18 protein-coding genes are annotated in these 20,366 nt (G+C 52.4%); 7 read left to right on the top strand and 11 right to left on the bottom strand.

The window, feature by feature from the left end:
• Nucleotides 1-30 precede the first annotated feature (30 nt).
• Both DC20_RS16055 and DC20_RS16050 read right to left on the bottom strand, forming a co-directional pair.
• Nucleotides 31-570, bottom strand: a complete 540-nt coding sequence (locus DC20_RS16055; protein WP_062544755.1) for a prolyl-tRNA synthetase associated domain-containing protein — start codon at nt 568-570, stop codon at nt 31-33.
• Nucleotides 571-619: 49 nt separating this feature from the next.
• Complete coding sequence (locus DC20_RS16050) at nt 620-1,105, bottom strand: GNAT family N-acetyltransferase (RefSeq protein ID WP_062544754.1); 486 nt, start codon at nt 1,103-1,105, stop codon at nt 620-622.
• 343 nt (nt 1,106-1,448) lie between these two features.
• On the opposite strand from DC20_RS16050, the gene DC20_RS16045 reads away from it, so the two are divergent.
• The 4 genes from DC20_RS16045 (at nt 1,449) to DC20_RS16030 (ending at nt 5,031) form a co-directional block, all read left to right on the top strand.
• Entirely contained in the window at nt 1,449-2,876 is a 1,428-nt protein-coding gene (locus tag DC20_RS16045) for an arabinose isomerase (RefSeq protein WP_062544753.1), read from the top strand.
• 107 nt (nt 2,877-2,983) lie between these two features.
• Nucleotides 2,984-3,730 (top strand): glycoside hydrolase N-terminal domain-containing protein, encoded by a 747-nt coding sequence (locus tag DC20_RS16040; RefSeq protein ID WP_062544752.1) that lies wholly within the window; start codon nt 2,984-2,986, stop codon nt 3,728-3,730.
• Between the two features lie 331 nt (nt 3,731-4,061).
• The gene (locus DC20_RS16035) at nt 4,062-4,472 is read left to right on the top strand and encodes a hypothetical protein (protein WP_062544751.1); all 411 of its coding nucleotides are present in this window, start codon (nt 4,062-4,064) and stop codon (nt 4,470-4,472) included.
• Nucleotides 4,473-4,818: 346 nt separating this feature from the next.
• Nucleotides 4,819-5,031 (top strand): hypothetical protein, encoded by a 213-nt coding sequence (locus DC20_RS16030; RefSeq protein ID WP_062544750.1) that lies wholly within the window; start codon nt 4,819-4,821, stop codon nt 5,029-5,031.
• A 79-nt stretch (nt 5,032-5,110) separates the two neighbouring features.
• Here DC20_RS16030 and DC20_RS16025 read toward each other — a convergent pair whose 3' ends face one another.
• The 8 genes from DC20_RS16025 to DC20_RS15990 form a co-directional block, all read right to left on the bottom strand.
• Nucleotides 5,111-5,488, bottom strand: a complete 378-nt coding sequence (locus DC20_RS16025; RefSeq protein WP_062544749.1) for a response regulator — start codon at nt 5,486-5,488, stop codon at nt 5,111-5,113.
• Between the two features lies 1 nt (nt 5,489).
• Nucleotides 5,490-8,768 (bottom strand): PAS domain-containing sensor histidine kinase, encoded by a 3,279-nt coding sequence (locus tag DC20_RS16020; protein WP_062544748.1) that lies wholly within the window; start codon nt 8,766-8,768, stop codon nt 5,490-5,492.
• A gap of 127 nt (nt 8,769-8,895) precedes the next feature.
• Nucleotides 8,896-9,147, bottom strand: coding sequence for a hypothetical protein (locus tag DC20_RS22925; protein ID WP_157593191.1), 252 nt, complete (start codon nt 9,145-9,147; stop codon nt 8,896-8,898).
• A 415-nt stretch (nt 9,148-9,562) separates the two neighbouring features.
• A complete protein-coding gene (locus tag DC20_RS16005) occupies nt 9,563-9,964 on the bottom strand; it encodes a response regulator (protein WP_062544745.1) in 402 nt (133 codons plus the stop codon).
• Between the two features lie 36 nt (nt 9,965-10,000).
• Nucleotides 10,001-11,014 carry a PAS domain-containing sensor histidine kinase gene (locus DC20_RS16000; RefSeq protein WP_157593190.1) on the bottom strand — a complete coding sequence of 338 codons (1,014 nt, stop codon included), beginning with the start codon at nt 11,012-11,014 and terminating at the stop codon, nt 10,001-10,003.
• A gap of 85 nt (nt 11,015-11,099) precedes the next feature.
• A complete protein-coding gene (locus tag DC20_RS22920; protein ID WP_157593189.1) occupies nt 11,100-11,279 on the bottom strand; it encodes a hypothetical protein in 180 nt (59 codons plus the stop codon).
• A gap of 467 nt (nt 11,280-11,746) precedes the next feature.
• Nucleotides 11,747-12,292 (bottom strand): hypothetical protein, encoded by a 546-nt coding sequence (locus tag DC20_RS23155; RefSeq protein ID WP_062544743.1) that lies wholly within the window; start codon nt 12,290-12,292, stop codon nt 11,747-11,749.
• Between the two features lie 799 nt (nt 12,293-13,091).
• On the bottom strand, nt 13,092-13,400 hold the full coding sequence (locus DC20_RS15990; RefSeq protein ID WP_062544742.1) for a hypothetical protein: 309 nt from the start codon (nt 13,398-13,400) through the stop codon (nt 13,092-13,094).
• A gap of 654 nt (nt 13,401-14,054) precedes the next feature.
• Here DC20_RS15990 and DC20_RS15980 point away from each other — a divergent pair.
• A complete protein-coding gene (locus DC20_RS15980; RefSeq protein WP_062544740.1) occupies nt 14,055-14,390 on the top strand; it encodes a hypothetical protein in 336 nt (111 codons plus the stop codon).
• Between the two features lie 18 nt (nt 14,391-14,408).
• Nucleotides 14,409-17,783: a carbohydrate-binding protein gene (locus DC20_RS15975; RefSeq protein ID WP_083470352.1), complete on the top strand. Its 3,375-nt coding sequence runs from the start codon at nt 14,409-14,411 to the stop codon at nt 17,781-17,783.
• Between the two features lie 686 nt (nt 17,784-18,469).
• On the opposite strand, the gene DC20_RS15965 is transcribed toward DC20_RS15975, so the two are convergent.
• Entirely contained in the window at nt 18,470-19,975 is a 1,506-nt protein-coding gene (locus DC20_RS15965) for an IS1182 family transposase (RefSeq protein ID WP_062542962.1), read from the bottom strand.
• A gap of 119 nt (nt 19,976-20,094) precedes the next feature.
• On the opposite strand from DC20_RS15965, the gene DC20_RS22915 reads away from it, so the two are divergent.
• Nucleotides 20,095-20,256: a DUF6965 family protein gene (locus tag DC20_RS22915; RefSeq protein ID WP_157593188.1), complete on the top strand. Its 162-nt coding sequence runs from the start codon at nt 20,095-20,097 to the stop codon at nt 20,254-20,256.
• Nucleotides 20,257-20,366 lie beyond the last annotated feature (110 nt).

Genomic DNA, 20,366 nt, shown 5'->3' with positions numbered 1-20,366 from the left:
ACGTAAACTGATCTACTTTGTCTCTCTCGTTCAAACTTGTATCACTGTGGGCTTGTGCGATGCATACTCCAGAAAATCATGAATAATATGTGTGGTTTTAACCTTCATGTAGCCTGTTGTTGTACCGTCGCTGCAACCATACCATTCCTCTGAAGCTACCTCCTCATCAAATACAACCTGTACTTTGTTTTCCCTGTCCAGTAGTACGCTATAAACGGTGGCGGCGCCTATACTTGTTCCCAGCATGCTGTTTAACAGCGCTTCAGGTGCAAAAGATAACCGAGCAGCACCTAAGGCATTACTGAAGGCTTTTGAACTGAACGGCTTATCACCTGTAGTCACAAACAAGTAGAATACGGACTGTTGCCTATTGCAAAGGAAAAGGGTCTTCACCATTTTCATATTCAACTTTCGGTTGATCTCGATGCAGTCCTCCATTGATATAGCATCGTCAGTGTCAACCCGCTGAAAGGGAATATCTAATTTATGTAATGACGTATAAACCTTTTCTTGCAAAGGCGTCTTGAACTGTAGTGGGGCTGTCTCTTTGATTTCGCTTGTATAAAACATATCTCAGTTTATTATCAACGATACTTTTCTTCTTGTTTAAGGCTAAGTATCATTGTTTTTCGTCAAGCACTTTCTCCATATAGGCCGTTCCTTCCACAGGATTGTTAAAATAAGGTGGTACCTCATAGAACCCAAACGATCGGTAAAGTTCTTTCGCCTTGACCAGGGTGGGAATAACATCCAACCTGATCCTCGTATAACCAAGGCTTCGGGCATTCTCCAATGCCTTTTCAAATAGAGTTACTCCCACTTTATACCCGCGGTGCGATTCCCTGACATATAGCCGTTTCAACTCTGCGATCTCAGGTTCAAGCCTTCTTACGCCCACACAGCCGATTGCTTCTTCACCATCCAGTGCAAGGATCAACACTCCTTCCTGGGCCCCATATTTTTGACTCATAGTTGCAAACTCATCGGGCAAATTCATGTAAGCCAGGTCAATCCTTAAAGTTTCTAAGTATTCTATTATAATGGCTTGACTTTGTTGAAAATCCTCGTGGCTTTCCGCTACTCGGTATGTGATACGTTTTTCCAATTTTGATTGATATTAGTTAGTAAGCCGTAACGCTGCTTTCCTGTGTTTTGGCAGAAAATATTTAACTCTGCATCCGCCCTGAAGCGAAACAGTTTCCTTGGTATAGAAACAAAGGGGAAGCCTGTGCTTCATACCAAAGACGTTTACACCTGTGAATTGCCATTTTTGCCAGTAAAGTCATAACAATTTTACATTTCAAACCTCTTCAAACGTCTAAATTCAACGCTTCGTCTCTCTTACTATAAGCAACCTATATTTACTAGTTATTCTAGCCGAAAAAAATCCTTAAGTTTTCTGCAAAAGGTGAAGGTAGAGGTGCAATCTAAGATAATCTGATACACTAATGAAAGATCATAGCGCAAAAATAGGCCTGTTTGGCATAGGATTAGACACTTACTGGCCCCAGTTCGAGGGCTTGATAGAGCGGCTGCAAGGGTACCTGATGCAGGTGCATCAGAAGTTAGAAGCCATTAACCCCTCCATCGTCAATGCCGGCCTGGTGGACACGACCGATAAGGCATTTGAAGCCGGCAAGCTGTTCAGGAAGGAAGATGTGAGTATCATATTTTTATATGTAACTACCTACGCATTATCCTCCACGGTGCTACCTATTGTGCAGCGGGCCAAGGTGCCTGTGATCATCCTTAACCTGGCACCCGAGGCGGCCATTGATTATGACAACTTCAATGCCATGACCGACCGCACCAAGATGACCGGTGAGTGGTTGTCCTACTGCTCCGCCTGCCCGGTGCCCGAGATTGCCAATGTATTTAACAGAACAGGCATCAAATTCCATCAGGTAACCGGCATGCTGCACGATGATCCTGAGTGCTGGGACGAGATAAGCGAATGGGTGGAGGCAGCCAAAGTAGCTACCGTTATGGCCTACAACCGCATGGGATGTATGGGCCATTACTACAGCGGCATGCTCGATATCTACTCCGACCTCACGCAGCAGTACGCACACTTCGGCGGACACATAGAGTTGCTAGAAGTGGAGGAACTGGTCGCACACCGGAAGCAGGTAAGAGAGGAGGAGGCAAACCAGCGGATGGAGTTGTTCAAAGATACGTTTGAGGTGCAGCCTGACTGCGCGGAGGAGGAATTGAGAAACGCGGCCATCACCTCCGTTGCCCTGGACCGTCTGGTGGCGCAGTACAAGTTAGGCTCTATGGCCTACTACTACAAAGGCACCGGCAATCCGGAGAACGAGAACGCCATCAGTTCCATCATCCTCGGGAACTCCCTGCTAACCGCCAACGGGGTTCCTGTGGCCGGAGAATACGAGATAAAGAATGCCCAAGCCATGAAGATTATGGACAGTTTCGGGGCTGGCGGCTCCTTCACGGAATATTATGCCATGGACTTCAAGGACGATGTGGTGCTGATGGGCCACGACGGTCCGGGCCATATTGCCATTGCCGAAGGCAAGACAAAGGTGCGCCCATTGAAAGTTTTCCACGGGAAAGTGGGAAAGGGGCTCTCGGTGGAGATGTCCGTGAAGAACGGCCCGGTTACCCTGCTCTCGGTGGTGGAGAGAAAAGGGAGGCTGATGCTCTTGGTGGCCGAGGGGGAGTCGGTTGCGGGCCCCATCCTGCAGATCGGCAACACCAACAGCCGCTACCGTTTCCCCATTGGGGCCAGGAATTTCGTGAACCATTGGAACAGCCACGGACCTGCCCACCATTGCGCGGTTGGCGTGGGGCATATAAGCTCAAAGATCGAGAAGCTAGGCTCTTTGCTGGATATGGAGGTAGTGAGGGTTTGTTGAGGTCTATCTGAAAGAGAACTGGATTTATGGAATCCTGCCTTTTTCACTTCTGATGCTGGAATGAAGTCCCTTCAAGCTTTATAGAAATTGATCAAACCCTTCCCCAAATGATGAAAGCCAATTTCCTGGTTTTATTAGGATTGCTGTGGTCTCTTTGTATAGCCTGCTTCCCTGTTCACACTCAAAGTGGTCTCAAGCTCTGGTATAACAAGCCGGTATCCAAATGGACCGAAGCTTTGCCAGTAGGGAACGGTATGCTGGGGGTCATGGTCTTTGGCAACCCCACCGAGGAGCTGCTCCAATTGAACGAGGCTACTTTCTGGAGCGGTGGGCCGGTGAAAAGCAACGTGAACCCCGAAGCGCCTGAGTTCCTTGCCCGCGCGCGGGAGGCGCTTATGGACAAAGAAGATTACCTGTATGCCAATGCTCTGGCCAAAAAGATCCAGTGCGTCTATTCCCAGTTTTATCTTCCTCTAGCCGATCTACGCCTGAAACAGGATGTCGGATCTGCTCCATACGATCGGTACACCCGTGATCTTTCCATCAGCAAAAGCATGGCCACGGTCAGCTTCTGGTCTATAGCAACCCCCATCCGTAAAACATTCCGGCGCATTTCCTGTTACACCAAAACCCACAAAAAGCAGATCTGTTCCATGCTGGTTCCTGACGGAAAGCCCCTCCACGACCTTAAGGCTACAAAAGCCCCCGCACCTGTGCCTACCTATCTCCTGATACACGGGGGGATGGTGAGAGGATATTTTAACAGCTTCTACGAGGCCTGCCAGCATGGGCTGGGCAAGTACGGGCCGGTGGATTTCCTGGTGCGGAGACGGGAGGAGAAAGCCTTTCCCTAACGGCTGATGCCCATCCCCCGTAGCCAAGGATATTAAAAAGCGGATCTCCATAGCCCCCCCGGTATCTATTGAAGGTTATGTCATGCCATGAAAGATTCCGTTGACCCTATAAAGCTTTTATGTAAAACTCGGATAGCCTCACGTTACAATCTTAGACTCGGCCAAAGATGATTTCACTCTCTTTGAAAGCACATAACCATGCAATCCATTCAACTGACAAGGAGGCATATCACCCCTTTCCAAGAATAAGAAGGAATAAGATTCAAAGGGAGGGAGATGGTTAGTTGGACTTTCGCACTTCGAATCTTATGGAAAACCTCTATCTTCGCGCATGGTTTTATTCGAGAGCCCCTTCGCCACACTGGAGCATGACACCGGCCTTAACCTGTTAAAGGTCACCTATAGGGACCGCAGGGGATATAGGCTCGCCGACGTTGCAGACCTTATGCGCCACGTCGGGGAATGCGCCACCGCCTATGGGGTGAAAAGCCTTTTTTTAGATTCCTCCAAGTCCTTCAATCCTATGCCGGAGGAAGAGGCCGAGGCCGCGTCCAGGCACATTGCCGAGACCTGCCAAACCTCAGGGATAGAGCGTATCGCCCGGGTGGGTTCCCCCAGCCTGATTTCCGAGTGGAAGGTCAGGGAGGGGATAAATCGTGTCCACCAAAGAGAGCCCTTCCGCTTTGCGCTTCAGACATTCACCACCAAGGCGGAGGCGATGGGGTGGCTGGCGCACTCCTGACCCACACAACTAAAGCCCCGGTTAGAGGCAAAGCAGGAGCCGTGGCCTTTTACTTGCGGCCCTTTGCTTTTGAAAGGTAATCTACGAATCAGAAACAGGGGAAAATTCCACCCTTATCCCTCCGGAATGTGGAAAGCAGTGGGTTTGCTGTCGTAGAAGCAGTTAAAGCAGCGAGCAGATGGGCAAAGGCCTTCCTGGGACTTACTTGCCGAGCATGCCCCGGCCCAACGCACCCAAAGGGGCTTATTGAACAATCCCAGCCAAAGGCCGTGAATGAAGTGAGGCAAATAGCTCTACTCATTGAAGTTTCCTGCACAGGTGGATTGAGCTGATCACGGGTATAAAAATGGAATATGCTAACTGGACAGAACCGGGCAAAGTCTGTCTTGCGGTTGCCGATAACGGGCTAGGCATAGATCCGGGGAAAACCGGCAAACAACCTTGTGGCTTATATCAAACTAAAGCCACGCCTATCTCCCAAAAGACTGGTGATAAAACCCCGTTAGTACCAGTTTCCGGCAAATGCTTGAATAAGCCTGAAACTGCTAATCAGGAATAAAAAATCAAGAAAGGGAAGCAAGGGAACTATTTCCCTCCCCTTAATCCAGGAAGCCACCCGATAGCCTTTTCCCAAACGGTCATTGGAATACAATCATCCTGGCTTCCTCGCACGACAGCGGCTTGTGTATAAGCCCTGACACCAGCCCATATTCTTTGCTCCTGGCCGTGTCTGAGACATCAAGTGAGGAGGTAAGGATATAGACCCTGCATCTGTTTTCGACCGTTGGGAAAAGCGGTACGAGGGCGTCCAAAAACTCCCACCCATCCATTACAGGCATGTTGAGGTCCAGGTATATGATGTCCGGAATAGCGTCTTCACCGCCGGTCTGCAATGCCTTCAAAGCCGTCGTGCCGGAAAGGAAAGTCTTTATCTCCAACGAGGCGTCTTCCAGGAGCAGTACATTTTCCGTCAGGAACAGACTCAGGCCGTCGTCATCAATGATGTATATCTTCATGTTACGTCTTTGGTAAATAGATAATGAAGTCAGTGCCTTCCCCAACCCGGCTTGTCACCTCTATCCCTCCCCCCATGGCCTCCAGGTGTGCTTTGACCAAGTACAAGCCGATACCCGTTCCCTCGATCTCAGGGTGGAAGCGCTGGTAGAGCTTGAAGACCCTGTCTTTGGCTCTTTCCATATCGAATCCCGAGCCGTTGTCGGAGAGGGAAATAGTCACGCCTTGCTCGGAGTCCCCCAGGCACTTGACTTGAACCTGAAGGGTCCTCTCCCTTGACCTGTATTTGATGGCATTGGACAGGAGGTTATAAAAGATGCTGTACAGGTAAGCTTGGCTTACCCATACGAAAAGGCCCTCGTCAATATCTACCGTCACCGTCCCTCCGCAGCCTTCAAGCCGATCCTGAAGGGAAGCAAGCGCCTGCCGTACCTTCAACCGGACATTTACCTTTTGCCGCTCCAGATTTCCCTTGCTGTCTCGGATGCTGAGCACGGTGTTCAGGTCCCTTAGGACTGTGTCCAGCCTATGCCCACTTTCCCTCAAATACAGGAAGGACTCATTGTAAAGTTCGGAGTCCTTGTTGATTCTTGCCATCAAGTCAGCCAATCCAATGATGTTGGCGACAGGTGCCCTCAGGTTATGGGAAACGATGTAGGTGAACTGCTCCAGGTCCTTGTTCTGCCGGTAAAGGGCCTGGCTTAACTTTACCAGGTTTTCTTCCGCCTCCTTCCGGGAGGTGATGTCCTTCTGGATGGCGATAAAGTTGGTGATGTTGCCCCCTGATTCGTAGACAGGGCTTACATCCATCGCAAGCCAGAAAGGCTCCCCTGACTTTCGGTAGCTGATTAGGTTGGAGTTGAACGGTACCCCTTCCGCGAGTTTCTCGCTGATCCTGCGCAGTTCGGCTTGGTCGGAACCGTGGCCGGTCAATACCTCCCCAGGCATTTTCCCGGCTACTTCCGCCAGCGAGTAACCCGTCATGGCGGTGAAGCCCTCGTTTACCCATTCAACCCTCCTTTGGGCATCCATGATGATGACGCTGTTGCTTGTCTTGCTGGCTACCAGGGACAGCTTCCTTAACTCCTCCTCCTTTTTCTTTCTCTCGGTGACGTCGTTCTGGACAGCGATGAACCGGGTGATCACCCCTGCCTCGTCAAAGACAGGGGTGATTTCCTTCAGTACCCAGAATTTCTCCCCTGACTTCTTGTAATTGAGTATCTCATCAGTGAAGGGCTTGCCGGACCTCAGGAGCCTGCGGACTCTTTCCACCGTTACCGGGTCGGTCTCCGGCCCCTGCAGGATTTCCCCCGGCTTTCTGCCTGCCATCTCGGCCAACGTATAGCCGGTCACCCTGGTGAAACCCTCGTTCACCCACTCCGTCAGGCCCTGCGCATCGGTGATGATGACACTGTTGGTCGTTTTGCTGGCTACCAGGGAAAGTTTCTCCAGCTCCTTCCTCGCCTTCACTTTCTCTGTGATGTCCGTCTGCATGCAAATATGCTTGGCTAACTCTCCTGCCTCATCATAGACAGGTGTTACCTCTACCTCGAACCAGCGTTTCTCCCCGGACTTCCTGTATATGAGGACTTCCCCCTTGTACGCCTTGCCACTCTCCATCTTCTCTTTGATTCGCTGTGCCGTAGATCGGTCGGTCTCCTCTCCGAAAAGCAAATCGAAGGGCGTTTTCCCTTTTGCCTCGACGAGAGTGTAGCCCGTAAGCCTCGTGAAGCTCTCATTGGCCCATTCTATCCGGACTCCCGGCCCCATGATGACTACCGAGTTGACGGTCTTGCTGGCCACAAGGGACAGCTTCTCCATCTCCTGCCTCTGTTGCACCTGCGGGGTGATGTCATTGAAGTAAACCGAGAGTCCATCCTCGGATGGAAAGGCTTTCACCTCCAGCCACTTGCCGAGCCGCTCCAGGTAGGCCTGGAAATGGACGGATTCGCCCGTCTCCAGGGCCCGGTGGTACTCCCTGTAAAAGCCCCCATGGACTTCCTCCGGGTATAGGTCCCAGATGCTCCTGCCTAGAAAATCCTTGCTGTCCACCAGCAAGATCTTGTCAAACTCAGGGTTGGTGTAGGTGATGCACCAGTTCCTGTCCAGCGTGAGGAACCCGTCCGTGATGCTCTCGAAGATGGTGTTGAGCTTTCTGGCCTGCTCCTCCACGGTCCTGTGGGCCCGTGCCGCCTCCGTTATGTCTTTAATCACCGCATGCACCCCCAATATACTCTCCCCCACTTTCAAAGGGACTTTCACCACGCTAAGCACCTTCTGCCCTTGCCCCCCAAACGCCACCGCCGCCTCGAAGCTGACGTCCATGCCGGAGAAGGCATCCTGTAGCTTCTGGCGGAATAGCGGCACCGACTCAGGCGGCAGGAAGGCGGACAGCGGATGCCCCACAACCTCTTCCCTCCGTCTGGCCATAAAGGCGAGGAAGGCAGGGTTCGCATCCAGGATCGTGCCCGCCTCATTCTGGTAGAGCACCATGTCCGGGTTGCTGTCGAACAGGCTCCTGAACCGCTGCCCGCTCTCGGCCAGTTGCAGTTGGGCCTGCTTCCGATGGGTAATGTCCAGCAAACTGACGAAGATAGCCTGAACCAGGGGGTTTGACAGTTGGTTACTGAGAGTCGCCTCCATCCACCGCCACTCTCCGTCAGCGGTTCTGGTACGAAATTCATGGACGCTAGCTGGTTCCCGCGATTGCTTGACCTGCTCCAGTGCTTCCGAGACCCTGGCTACGTCCTCGGGGTGGATGAACTGGAGGGCGCTCGCCCCGATCAGCTGACCCGCTTGGTACCCCTGCTTTTTCAGGGCGGTCCCGTTTATCTCAAGGCAGTTGCCTCCTTCGTCCAGCAAGGCCACTATGTCTGCGCCGTGCTCTCCCATGAGGCGGTTGAGTTCCCCCTTGACCGGAATTTCCCCTGCGGCTGTTTTCTGGGGCATGGCATCGCGCGCGATGCAGAAAAAGAAGCCATCCTCCCCGGACCAGACGACCGACAAAAGGATAGGCTCCTCTTCCCCGCTTCTTTTGACATAGCATTTCTCAAGGCTGGGGACTGAACCCTCTTCCTTTGTGAGCCTTGAAGCCACATGCGCCCAAGGGTGATGGCCATGACGTATGAAGGCCTCTGCCGGCTGCCCCTCCAGCTCTGCCCTTCGGTAGCCCAGCATCCGGCTGCAAGCCTCACTTACCTGGATAAATCTCCCTTCCGCATCGATGGTGCAGATCATATCCGAGGAGTGGTTCATCACATGGTCAAGGAGGTTGTCTCTCATTTCTTTATCAGGTAAGCCCTTCTTTGCTAAGTGTCATCCTGTCTTATACCGGGAATGCGTTGTAGCACCCCTTCCATGCCCATTCATGGGGAATGAGAAGAATATAAATAGATGGCTGCTGCTGGTATTAAGGCAGTTGGATGCTGGAAGTCTCTATGGTACTGCAACCCTTTGGCTTGCCTTTGCCCGCTATGCCGAGGTCTTTCCCCCATATCCCCATGCTTGGCCATCGGGCAAATACGGTTGGCCCAATGACCCGGTACGTTCCGGGTTTAAGGCATTTGCAGTCCATAGGTACTTCTTCCAGTATAGTGGGTCCAACGGCATAGCCGTTAAAGAGTTGCCGGGGCGAGTGTAAGCAGTCTTGGATGGCGTGCATTGCCCTTCTGCCAGTGAGCAGGAGGGGCTCTGCTTTCCCTTTTTGGAAAGCAGAGCCCCTCCATTTTCAGGGTGCCCAACAGCACTTAGAAGAATACCGTTTTTGGCGACATCATACTCAGGACATCCTTCCGACAGCCGCCCCTACTATACACTGGCGGCGGTGCCCCATAGTTAAACTATATCTGTTCCTGAACATTGGAAGCATTGTAAAATATGGAACACATGAGTTTGACAGGAAGAGGATTCATCTTGTCTACAATGAGGTTTATGCAAACCTTCGGGTAAGCTCCCCTGAGCTCAACCAGGGAAGAACCCAAGAAATAGAATCCTAATCTCCCTTTTCTGAAAAGGTCATCAAACAGCCCTGCTTTCTATTGAATAGCTGCAACAAGCCATTGCCACGGGACAATTCATTACCCATGTCCGAACTCCTGCCTGAGAATCTCCAAGGTCAAAGGCTTGGAAATAAATCCCTTGACGAGCGGGTGCTCCCCCGCCCTCTCCATGTCACCCTTGTCCAGGGAGGAGGAAAGGATATAGATAGTCAGCTGCTCCCTTACCCGGCGGTCCATCCCGCCGAGTTCCCCCATGAATTCCCACCCGGTCATCGAGGGCATGTTCAGGTCCAGGAAAAGGACCGCGGGCGGGCATTCAGTAGGCCCGCCATAGGTGCGCTCTATGATTGCCAGGACATTCTCCGGCTCGGTGAAAATATCAATTTCTGCCTCGGTGCTGAGCCCCTGTAGGGAGAAGCGGCAGATCATGTTGCTCGTTGGGTCATCATCGACGACGATGAAGCGGTTGGGTATACTCATTCCTTGATTTCTCTCTTTAATGTAACAGTTTGAACTTTAGGGCAAAAGTTTGAACTCCATGGTGAACTCGGTGCCTTTGTTGACTTCGCTGCTGACGGATATCTTCCCCCCCAAAGCCTCTACCTGGGTTTTCACCATGAACAGACCCATGCCCTTGCCCTCCACATGGCGGTGGAATCGCTTGTACAGCCCAAATACCTGGTTCCTTCTTTTTTCCAGGTCGATGCCCAGGCCGTTGTCCCGGTAGGTGATGACCACCCCGGCCTGGGACAGCCTGCTGCCGATCTCAATAATGGGGGGGACGCCCGGCTGCCCATATTTGATGCTGTTGGTGATCAAGTTGTGGAAGATGCTTTGCAGGTAGCTCCTGATGGTGCTGAACTCCCCGATACCGAAATCAGTGATAATCTGCACCTGGCTCTCCTCCATGAGGTTATGGATGCTGCCCTGTATGTCCTCCACCAGCTCCGCCAGGTTTACCGGCTCCGTCCTCTCGCCGAGCCCTTTCTTTGCTTGCAGCATCGTGTTCAGGTCCCTGATCACGGTATCCAGGCGCCACACGTTCTCCAGCAGGCCATCTAGGAAGGTCTTTTTGGCCTCGGCGGGGTATCCCTCCTGCCTCAGAAGCTCGCCCAGGCCGATGATGTTCGCCACGGGGGCCCTCAGGTTGTGCGAGACGATATAGGAGAACTGCTCCAGGCCTTTGTTGGAGGCTACCAGTTCCTCGGTGTACGCCTGCAGCTTTTGGTTCAGCTCCCGCTGGACCAACTCGGACTGCTTCCGCCCGGTGACGTCCCTGAAGAAGACTGATAGCCCGCCGGGGGAGGGGAATGCGCTCACCTCGAACCAGATACCCAGGGTCTCATAGCAGGCCACGAAGTGCTGAGCGGCATTTTCGGCTATTGCCTTGTGCGTATAGGTATAAAAAGGAGTGCCGACGGCATCGGCGTACACTTCCCACATGTTCCGGTGAAGGATTTCCCTTCTTGGGCGACTAAGCACCTCCTCTGCCCGGTCGTTCCAGTAGGTGACTGTCCATTCCTTATTCACTGCGAAGAAGGCGTCCCCGATGCTCTCCAATATCCGGTCTTTCTCCTCAATGGCACTTAGGGTCTCAAGCTCGGCCCTCTTCCTCTCATCTATATCCTGGAAGCTGCCGTAGATCCTGGTGCACCTGCCGTCCACCGTCTCCGGTTCCGCGATCACCCTCACCCAGCGCGCATTCCCCTTCGCTGTCACGATCTGCGCCTCCAAGTGAAACGATAGCACTTTTCCCCAATGAGCAACAAGCCAAGATTGCCATGAATGAATCCATAAAGGACAAGTGCGTTTCTGTTAGAGCCTGTGAAAAGCCCTTCTAAGGCGCCTTTCTGGCCCCATCCCACCTCCATAGGCTATCATAATGCCTCCGGAGGCAAAGCCAACAGGAAGATTATAATGGCAAGGGAGTATATCTATAAGGATGGGGAAAGGAAAAATCAGATATGGCATGGGCACCCCTTGCTGAAATAAATCTTACTTCTTAAAAACATCTCATTGGTATTATTTGCAAGGAATTAGCCCAACACAAGAACTGGCAGAAGCGCAAGGAGAGAACCAGCCTCTTTTGAGGACTGGTATCTCTCCTTGCGGCTGGATTCTTTTGCAAACGCCGGCGGGAAAGAATCAGGCATACTTTCTAAACTTTCTGAAAAAATAGGGTAAAGGAGTAAACACAAAAGCCTCTTCCTGGTTTACAGGAAGAGGCTTTGCTGGTAGCTAAGTAGTGATTGGTTACTTATTTTACTTGCCGTTGTTGCCGCCGCCGTTGTTGCCGCCGCCGTTGTTGCCGCCGCCGTTGTTGCCGCCGCCGTTATTACCTCCGCCGTTGTTGCCGCCGCCGTTATTACCTCCGCCGTTGTTGCCTCCGCCGTTGTTGCCTCCGCCGTTCATGTCATCATCGTCATCATCCATGTCATCGCAATCATAACCAGCGGCTTTACTCAACATCATGGCTGCCATTCTATAGAATTCTTTTTGTTCCATGGTCAAACCACTCATGCCGCGTTTCTTCACCTGTGACATGTACATAGACATCATCTGGGCTTCAGTATATGTCATCCCGTTTACCATGATGGTCCTTCCGGAATATCCTTTTGAGGCCCAGTTCCCTTTTTTCATGAACCAGTAGCCAAAGCCTGGACAATCATCTTCATCCATGTCAGTTGTTTCGTGCGAATTGCTGGTGTCTACTGCCCTTACGTTTAAGTCGTCTATTTCCTTTTCTGAACAGGCAAAGAACATAAAGCTCATGAGAAGAGCCAAGGCAGAGGTTTTGATTAGTTTCATAAGGTTGTTTTTAAAGTTAAAGTTGTTTGAATTTGTTTAAGGTACTACTTAGCCACTTTGTTGAGTTTTATCATTCATGTTTCCACAAGCCAACCTTTTACAGGTTGGGGTTGGCTTGAAGGATATAAGATATTTTTAATATTAAAGTTGCTTAAAAGCAATAATCCGTACGTGGTAAAAAATTCTTAGTTAACATAAAAATAAAATTTAAAGGAAGCTTTTTGAAAAATCCGTATAAAAACCTTCTTTTCAACCCGTTTAAATTTATTTTATTAAATGAAAGCTTATTTTTAATCTTTACATGAAAGAACCCCCTTAAAAATTGATTTATAGTTAAATTGTATTATTACTATATTACCAATAAAGAACAAGCATCAGTTTGCCGTTGGCCACCCAGAGGCGCCGGAACTATCACCAGAGCTTCCTTAACTAAGGAAATGGATCATGGCTACCCGTAGGCGCTACAGCAGGCGTTGGTAAAACCGATATAAGCCTAACCGGCTATCTAAACGGAATGTAAAGGATCTGATATGTCCCTGGAAACCAACCCTAGCAAAAAAAGGCGAATCCCTGCAGGTGCCACAGCAGAAGCTTGACTTCCTGTGCGTGGCTGTGGTAGGCATCACATTGTCGCACCAAACGAACTAGGAAGGCATGGCAAGCCCGGAAGCGTGTGAAGCATTGATTGGCAAGCCCCTTTATAACCCAAAAAACACCTGGCAACCTTTACAACCAAGAAGCCCTTTTATGGGGAGTGTGATTCTTACTCTGTTCGCCTTATTCAAAGCCGCCCAGTGGGCTATTGAATCGGGTTGTCAGGTAGTACCTTGGCCTGGTGAGCGACATCATTGTTCACTACATCAGGACAAAGCAGACAGCTTACATAAGCTATAACCTGGCAGGTTTCAAGCAACGGGACGGGATCTATTTCGCCAAAGGCTTCATCTACCCCAAGCCAGTCAGCCGCTACTACCTTGCTTTGAGGGGCAACCCCAAAACGTGAAGCCGGCAGGAAAGAGCCTCCCGCCTCACCCGCGTAGCTCAGCGTGCAGACGTCCCCCTCTATGGCGTACAGGGCCTTGCATTTATGTTCCTTCAGTGCTTCCACGGGGTTTCTAGGGTGAGTCCCGGAGAGTGCCGGGCAGGTGGGCAGGTTCTGGGCCGGGGAATCCCTATGGCGTTGGGGCGGGCGTTGCCTCCCAGGGCCGCCTAGGCGCTCCACCCTGGAGACCCTGGCCTCGGTGAGGCAAAGCAGAGCAAAGCCTACAGGGAACGATGAACTCTTCCCTGAGGAGGGTTCCCAGGTAGGGCTGCAGCTCCGCCTCGCTGCCTTTAAGCGAGGCGCACAGCTCCCCGGTTCCCACCGGGAAACCGTCCGGCCTCTCGTCCAGGGGCACGGACGCGTAATTCGGACCCAAGATGATACCCTCCAATTGCATGCTCTCCTCCTTTGTTTAGAATCCCTGGCACATAATGGACCATACCTTTAAACTGCCATACCTTTAAACTGATTGATAAAAGGACTTACTCCTATTGGAGCAGGAGAGAAAGGAAACATCATCACTATTCAACTGGTAGGTATTGTGGAAGGAATCTTAAGCTTCAGTACGGTATATAAAAGATAAATATACAAATACTCATAAAAATAAATCCACTCCAACCTTTCCTTCCGTATGTAGTCTGGTGACCAAAGCAAAGGCTTGCCGGGAACGCCTATTTACAGTTACAGAATATCTGTTGATTAGCCAAAGGACTTGCCTATATGATTACTTGGATGCTGCAGAATGTAATGGTATGGGTATCGCTTAGCTGCTACTTTTTAGTTGCCTTGGCTACCAATGCCATGAACGGGCAGACGGCAAAACAAATGGTGAATTCGCCTTATGTGCATTCCGCTGATTGTCATGCCAAGTATTACCTCCAGTTTGACTGCTTCGACAAATGTAATAATGCCGCGATCTCGGAGAAGCATCCCCAAACGCCCCAAGACCAACCTTTCCTTTCTCACCTTATCGGATTCGACTTTCATTGCCATACCTTGGCGGTGACTATCCGGCTTAACACTACCACTTCCTTTTTCACCAGTACGTTGGATTAATCAGATTAACCGGAAAGTATGCGAAGAACATTTAGACTGACGCTTTTGATGGTAACACTCATGGGTTTTCCGAACCTGGTGGCCACTGCTGGAGGTATAGGTTCGGAGAAGCCCTTGTGGGAGACAAACCAATCGTTTCGTAAATGCAGGGATACCGAAGCCCTGGAAAAATACGAATTCCATTTAGACAAGGGGGTGAAAACAACTTCTAAGCTCTTAATAGGTTATAACTATGATGCTGCCAAGACGTCGGCTCTGAACTTACCCGCCAGCTTAGAGGGGGGAGCTTTCAGAAAAGCCACTGAAAAAGCCCGTGTTCATAGGGCTGAAAACCCCAATGGCAGTACAGAAACCTACTCCCAGCCTTATTCATTTCCTACAGCATTAAACATTGCGAAAGTAGATTTGTTTGAACGTGATTATGGGACCACAGGTGCCACAACCCAGGCAGCTAGCGCTACACATGGTGCCGCCACTTACGTGGTGCGGACCCAGAACGTGACCCCCACCACCTCTACGGCAAAGCCTATCCCCGGCCTGGCCCAGGCGGAGGCTTTCGACGCCATGCAGGGTGTGCAGCGGGAGACCACCGGCGACACGGGCGGCGGGCAGAACATCGGCTACGTGGACGACAACGACTGGCTGGACTACCGGGTGAACGTGGCTTCCTCGGGAACCTACACCCTCAACCTGCGCCTGGCTTCCCCTAATACTAACGGAGTGGTTGAGGTACGCAACTCTGCTGGTAGTGTGCTCGGCTCAGCCGCGGTGCCCAACACGGGCGGCTGGCAGGCCTACGCCACCGTGAAAACGACAGTTACCTTGCCGGCCGGCGAGCAGACCCTGCGCCTCCACGCCCAGAGGGGCGGCTGGAACCTCAACTGGTTCGAGGGGGTGAACTCCACTACAACTGCTATCACCACCTCTACGGCAAAGCCTATCCCCGGCCTGGCCCAGGCGGAGGCTTTCGACGCCATGCAGGGTGTGCAGCGGGAGACCACCGGCGACACGGGCGGCGGGCAGAACATCGGCTACGTGGACGACAACGACTGGCTGGACTACCGGGTGAACGTGGCTTCCTCGGGAACCTACACCCTCAACCTGCGCCTGGCTTCCCCTAATACTAACGGAGTGGTTGAGGTACGCAACTCTGCTGGTAGTGTGCTCGGCTCAGCCGCGGTGCCCAACACGGGCGGCTGGCAGGCCTACGCCACCGTGAAAACGACAGTTACCTTGCCGGCCGGCGAGCAGACCCTGCGCCTCCACGCCCAGAGGGGCGGCTGGAACCTCAACTGGTTCGAGGCAGTAAGTAGCACTAGCCCGGCAGCCAGCATCGTTCCAACTACTCCTTTGGCAGGCAGCATCACCGTTCAGGTGAAATTTGCCTCGACTCCTACCTTGGCGACCGCCTCTTTCGCCGACATGAAGTATGACAAGTCTCTTGGCTTCCTCTTTGTGGCCGACGATGCCCACCTGGCCAACTACAATCTGGTGTACAAGGTGCTGAACGGCGGCACCGCCATCGACGGCAAAACGTACCCTCGCGTTACCTACACCGACGGGGCCGGCAACCAGGTAGGCTACAAGTGGAGCTTCGCGATCAACGACAAGGGAGACGAGCCGAACTCGGTCTATACCCAGTACCCGCAGCTGAAGGAGATGGTGGGCAGCGGCTTCGATCTGATGAACCACACCCGTTCCCACGGGGGGTTCCACCGTTATGAGGAGATAAAGGATCTGGAGAAGGAAATTTTCCAAAATACCGGCTATAGAACCCGGACTGGCGTGATCCCCACCGCAGACGAAGGATTTGTTTCTTCCTGGATGCAAGAAGGCTATAAGTTCGTGGGGAGCACCTTCGGGGTGGCCGCCTCACGTGACGGCTACGACGCCTATGTAAACTGGAACGACCGTGCTTTCGTCAAGAGTATGAACACCAACCACCTATTGGTCTCCCGCTTCAACATGGACGGCATGTGGCAGGCGGACCTGGGCAGTGCCGACACCTGGGTGGATGGCATGTTCGCCGCTGCGGCCAACGGAAGTAAGATCATGGCGCACGCTTTCTCCCATGGGCCTGGCGGGGCAACGGAAACGCAGTACTTCAAGCAGTTCATTGACTACGTTAAGAACCATCCTTCCAACAATGACAAGGTATGGATCGCGGGTACCCAGGAGTTTGCTGAGTACTATGAGACCAAGGAAAATGCGGTGAAGTCGGAGGCACTTTCGGGCAACACCCTGACCATAACCCTGGACTTGTCCAAAGTATCTGACAGGAATAAGCTGAGAGACATGTCTTTGTTGGTAAACAGCCCTGCGGCTATCAGCAGTGTTACCGTAACGGGCGCCGACAGCTTCTCTTTCAACGCGGCTACCAAATTGATCAACATCTATGAGGCTAATGAAAATGTCTCCTCCCCGTTCAACGACCCGACTCCCCCGCAGATCACCTCAGTAATGGCCAGCGGAAACCAACTCTCCATCACCTATGACAAGGCTGTTATCCAGTCGGGGATTGCGGGTTACGAGGTGGAAGGCAACACCGTGACGGGTATTGCTGGAAGCGGCACCACCTGGCTGCTTTCCCTGCAGAACAGCTGGACCACTGGCCAGAAGCTCACCTATCGCATGAACCTGGGCAACGCCGCCGGAAATGGACTGAAGGTTACCTCTTACATTGAGCACCCTGTTGAGATTGGAACTACAACCATTACAGGTACTTCCAACAGAATAGAGGCCGAGCGTTACACAAGCATGAGCGGTGTGCAGGTAGAAACCACCACAGACGCAGGAGCCGGCCAGAACGTGGGCCACATAGACGCCAACGACTGGATGAACTACTCAGTAAACGTGTCTTCAGCGGGTACTTATACCATGAACTTCCGGGTGGCTTCTGGCTATTCCACAGGTGGCAGGTTTGAGGTACGCAATGCTAATGGTGCGGTACTGGCCACGGTGGTGGTACCCGGCACGGGCGGCTGGCAAAGCTGGCAGGCGGTGAGCGCCCCAGTGGCTCTAACTTCTGGCACCCAGACCCTGCAGCTGTTTGCATTAACTGCTGGCTGGAACATCAACTGGCTGGAGATTGGCAGCGGTATGAACCTGGTAAAGTCTGCTGCAGTTAAAGCAGATGCTTTTGCTGTAAACTGGAATGTGTTCCCGAACCCAACTGCTGACAGAGTACAGGTAACCATAGGTTCTCAGATAACCGGAGAAGTAAGCCTGGAAGTGATCAATGCGGCCGGTAAGGTGATCAAGCGCAATACCCTCAAGAAAACGGCCGAGGAGGTTCTCCAAACCATTTCTTTAGAAGATCAAACCAATGGCATGTACTTCATTCGTATTAAGGCAAAAGGAATAACCGAAGTCAAAGAGATCATCAAGCAGTAAATAGTTTTGGTGATTGAAGTAGACCAGGGTTAAGCACCCTAAAAACAGTCCTCATTTACTTTTTGGATTAACTTCCTTGGTAGTGGTGTAGAAAGTATGACAGGGTAAAAGCTGGCAGCGGAGTGTTTGCGACGATGGAATGTTCGAAGTCTTCATCAAAGTAAACTGTCCCCACTGCCAGAGCAGTAAGATAGTAAAAAACGGAAGAAAAGGAACGGCACGCAGAACCTGCTATGCCATTCCTGTAGAAAGCAGCTTCAGGCCGCTTGCCGGTACAAAGGTGCTAACCCGGCCACAAAGCAGCTCATCCCCTGTAGGGATAGAGGGAATTTCTGCCGCGCGGCCTGCTTCTGTTTCCGAAGGACCCTACCACTGGACCAACAAGCAAATTAACAAGAAAGCAAACGAGGATTGGCCTTAGTCGGGCAGCCTCCCGGCCCCCATAGTTCTCTGTTCCCATAGAAGTGCGGAAGGAAAGGAAAGCGACTCCCTTATAACCGCTCCTATGATATATAGGCATAAGCCTTTCCTTTGCAGGGTAGACAATATCTGAAAGATAGGAATACTCAACGTATCCGGTCGGGAACTCTGCCTCCGAACCCTATATCCGATCGTGGCTGTTGCACAACCCTGTGCAATCGTCCATTTCTAAGGTAAAATCCGAATCCGTGCTTCCGGGTTGACTCTCAGTTCAGGAAGAGCGCCCCAGAGGTGAAAGAATAGCTTAGGAAAGCCCGATAATGCTCCTTTTGCAGCGCCATTGCCTGGCCTTCTGCCTTGACGGAGTTGAACTTCAGGTACTTCTTCAGGTTGAAGGCGACAGCAGCCATGAGCATCACCTTGCGGGCCCCTGCTTTTCCCCGCACGCCTACCTTCCTCATCCCATAGTGATGGACCAAGGTCCCGAAGACCGGCTCCACAGTGCTTTGCCGGAGTCCCTTCATGCGCCTGCCCCGGGTACTTTCCTGCCGCTGCAATGCCCTGCGGTACTCCTTGTCGTAAGCGGTTCGGCGGATCTGGCGGCAGGGGCTCTTGGGGGCGCAGGAAGACTTGAGGGGGCAATTTTTGCAGTCCTGGTAACGGGCCAGGTAGACCTTCACCAGGCCGCCGTCCGCAGTGGTGTCGTAACTCTTAAAGGGCAGGGCCTTTCCTGCCGGGCAGGTGAAGCAATCCGCCTGCTCGTCGTAGGGGAACCCTTCTATCTCGGGCTTGTATTTGCCGAACACCGGTATCCAGCCGGTGATACCCCGCTGCTCCAGCAAAGCGTAGTTGGCCCCGTTGGAGTAGCCCGCGTCGGCCACAAGGTCCTGCATGGGAAGTTGATGGTCTTTCAGCCTCTGCTGCAGCTTCCCTACGATGCCGGGCAGGTGCTGGCTGTCCCTGCCGTCGGCGAAGTCCGCCTGCACATGGCTGATCACGCCCTGCGCCGTGTCCACGGCCAGGCTGCAGTGGTAGTTGAGCTTCCGGGCCTTGCCGGGCTTGACGGAGATGCGGGCGTCCGGGTCCGTGGGACTGTAGTGTGTCATATTGCTCACCAGGCGTGCCTTACCGTGGCTTGCACCCGGCGAACCGACGGCCCCCTTTAGCTTCTGCTGATATTTCTCCAGCTTCTTGAGCTGATGCTCCGAGGCGGAGATGACCCCCTGCTGTTTGCCCTCTTCGCCGTTTTCCCTTCTGACCCCGGCTAGGTGCATCCGCACGGACTCCTTCGGCTGTTTGACAAGCAGGCTCTCCATCGAGGCGTTGGCCTTGATCGGGGCCGAGTCTATGGCTTGGGTATGGCCAGCCACCATGCCCCTGTCGGCGCACAGGCAGAAGACCTTTTCAAACAACGACTCGAATAGGGCCTCGGGGTAGAGTTGGCGAGTCCGGGAGAGCGTGGAGTGCCAGGGCAACTCCTCGTCGATGTCGTAGCCCAGGAAGTAGAGGATGTCCATCCGCATGGAGCAGTGCTCGACCAGTTTCCGGTCGGAGGTGATGTTCTCCAGGTAGCCGGTGAGCATGAGCTTGAAGAAGACTACTGGGTCGATGGAGGGGTTGCCGGTTCTGCCGTAAAGGGTTTTGGTGTCCCGGTAAAGGAACCCCAGGTCAAGCGTTTCCTTCAGACGCCGGTAGAAGTTCTCCCTGGGGATGCGGCTCGACAACTGGAAACTGGTGAAGAGTTTTTCGGTATAGTCTTTTCTCCCTTGCATACCTTAAGATACAAAATCCTCCAGGTAATTGGAAGTGCAGTCCGCGTTAATCTCCGCCTAATGATGAGTTGTGCAACAGCCACGATCGTTTAAATGAAATTTATAAGAAAGGCATTCCCATGGCTATACCAGACCTGGGGGTCATCAGTGACCTCCGCTTGTTTGTGTCCTCCCACTTATCCTTCGCTATGGCGAACTTCGGCAAGAATGGTTTTTTGCCCTACATTGACCGGCTCCAGCAGGTAAGGCGGGCTCTGGAGGCCAAATCAGGCAGCAGCTAGGCCCCCTTGCCAAGTTCATCGAGCTTCAGCCTCCTTTGGCTGTTTAAAAATAAAAAGGACTGACATGGCCGCTTCTCCCCTTGAAAGGCGCCCGTCAGTCCCTTTTTATT

This window comes from Rufibacter tibetensis (assembly GCF_001310085.1).
Taxonomy (GTDB): domain Bacteria; phylum Bacteroidota; class Bacteroidia; order Cytophagales; family Hymenobacteraceae; genus Nibribacter; species Nibribacter tibetensis.
This window is presented reverse-complemented; position numbering and strand designations above follow the sequence as displayed.

Bases quoted from the DNA above. Each gene is read 5' to 3' on its own strand.
- DC20_RS22925 (WP_157593191.1), bottom strand. From the start codon at position 9,147: ATGCACGCCATCCAAGACTGCTTACACTCGCCCCGGCAACTCTTTAAC.
- DC20_RS23155 (WP_062544743.1), bottom strand. From the start codon at position 12,292: ATGAAACTAATCAAAACCTCTGCCTTGGCTCTTCTCATGAGCTTTATG.
- DC20_RS16030 (WP_062544750.1), top strand. From the start codon at position 4,819: ATGGAATATGCTAACTGGACAGAACCGGGCAAAGTCTGTCTTGCGGTT.
- DC20_RS16025 (WP_062544749.1), bottom strand. From the start codon at position 5,488: ATGAAGATATACATCATTGATGACGACGGCCTGAGTCTGTTCCTGACG.
- DC20_RS16035 (WP_062544751.1), top strand. From the start codon at position 4,062: ATGGTTTTATTCGAGAGCCCCTTCGCCACACTGGAGCATGACACCGGC.
- DC20_RS15980 (WP_062544740.1), top strand. From the start codon at position 14,055: ATGATTACTTGGATGCTGCAGAATGTAATGGTATGGGTATCGCTTAGC.
- DC20_RS22915 (WP_157593188.1), top strand. From the start codon at position 20,095: ATGGCTATACCAGACCTGGGGGTCATCAGTGACCTCCGCTTGTTTGTG.
- DC20_RS16005 (WP_062544745.1), bottom strand. From the start codon at position 9,964: ATGAGTATACCCAACCGCTTCATCGTCGTCGATGATGACCCAACGAGC.
- DC20_RS16055 (WP_062544755.1), bottom strand. From the start codon at position 570: ATGTTTTATACAAGCGAAATCAAAGAGACAGCCCCACTACAGTTCAAG.
- DC20_RS15975 (WP_083470352.1), top strand. From the start codon at position 14,409: ATGCGAAGAACATTTAGACTGACGCTTTTGATGGTAACACTCATGGGT.
- DC20_RS16045 (WP_062544753.1), top strand. From the start codon at position 1,449: ATGAAAGATCATAGCGCAAAAATAGGCCTGTTTGGCATAGGATTAGAC.
- DC20_RS16020 (WP_062544748.1), bottom strand. From the start codon at position 8,768: ATGAGAGACAACCTCCTTGACCATGTGATGAACCACTCCTCGGATATG.
- DC20_RS15965 (WP_062542962.1), bottom strand. From the start codon at position 19,975: ATGCAAGGGAGAAAAGACTATACCGAAAAACTCTTCACCAGTTTCCAG.
- DC20_RS16040 (WP_062544752.1), top strand. From the start codon at position 2,984: ATGATGAAAGCCAATTTCCTGGTTTTATTAGGATTGCTGTGGTCTCTT.
- DC20_RS22920 (WP_157593189.1), bottom strand. From the start codon at position 11,279: ATGGATTCATTCATGGCAATCTTGGCTTGTTGCTCATTGGGGAAAAGT.